At 44.0% G+C, this 915-nt stretch carries 1 protein-coding gene; it reads left to right on the forward strand.

What is annotated here, in order from left to right; all coding sequences use genetic code 11:
* The first annotated feature begins 205 nt into the window (after positions 1-205).
* Complete coding sequence (locus tag CS022_RS24590) at positions 206-601, forward strand: GCN5 family acetyltransferase (RefSeq protein ID WP_129124483.1); 396 nt, start codon at positions 206-208, stop codon at positions 599-601.
* The last annotated feature ends 314 nt before the right edge of the window (positions 602-915 follow it).

The raw sequence follows: 915 nt of genomic DNA on the forward strand, positions 1-915 counted from the left end.
TTGAATTAACATTCAGGTTGTTGTCTCTTGGTGGCTTAAACACGGTTTGCGGCAAGATGAAGCGCGGTAGCTTTTTCTAAAGGTGCTGGCGACAAGCCGCGAAAGACATGGAGCAAGGGCTAACAAATGCAGCCACAGGACAAAAAACCGCTCCGCCATTTTTTTCCTGTGCTAGCAGGCGTTAGGCAATTAATGGAAATCAATCATGTATCCGAAAGTTAAAGATCCTTCTATGGTTGGTGAATATTCAGCTTTGGCAAAAGCTGGCGGCGGATTCGTCTGGGATGAAGTGCTCGAATACAGGGTATGGTGTCACGTGAAAGATGGCGATGATTACTACTATGCCTTTGAAGATGCTGAAACTGCTCTTGAATGCTCAAGACAAGAGAAAGGAGCTGAAGAGCCGTTAGCCTTAATTCTGCAAATTGAATACATAGAAGAACCTGAAATTGGTCAATATATCCACGTCAAGGAAGAGCGAATAACCGAATGGCCTATTGAGTTTTTGAAAAGACCTCGTAGGAGTGAAAACACAATTCCCGACTTCTTATCACCTAATGCCCCCGAAAACAGATTGGATATTATTCGTGGCATTGTGTAAACAATTGCCTAACAAATGCAGTCACAGGACAAAAAACGCTCCGCAATTTTTTGCCTGTGCTGGCAGGCGTTATCCCCCATCAATTTTCAGAGTTTTGAGTCCCACGGTTTAATAGCAAAACTCCTCTTTTCATAGCCGCAGGTTTGTGTCGAAATCAGTGAACAACCTTTGTTTGAGTGACGTGTCTGAAATTCCAATCACACATTTGAATTCGCACTCAGGTTGTTGTTTCTTGGTGGCTTAAACACGGTTTGCGGCAAGGCGAAATGCAGTAGCTTTGTCAAAAGGTGCTGGCGGCAAGCCGCGAAAGAAAT

It is taken from the genome of Veronia nyctiphanis (assembly GCF_004116385.1).
In the GTDB taxonomy this organism is placed as follows: domain Bacteria; phylum Pseudomonadota; class Gammaproteobacteria; order Enterobacterales; family Vibrionaceae; genus Veronia; species Veronia nyctiphanis.

Coding starts and splice junctions, on each gene's coding strand:
- CS022_RS24590 (WP_129124483.1), top strand. CDS start 206: ATGTATCCGAAAGTTAAAGATCCTTCTATGGTTGGTGAATATTCAGCT.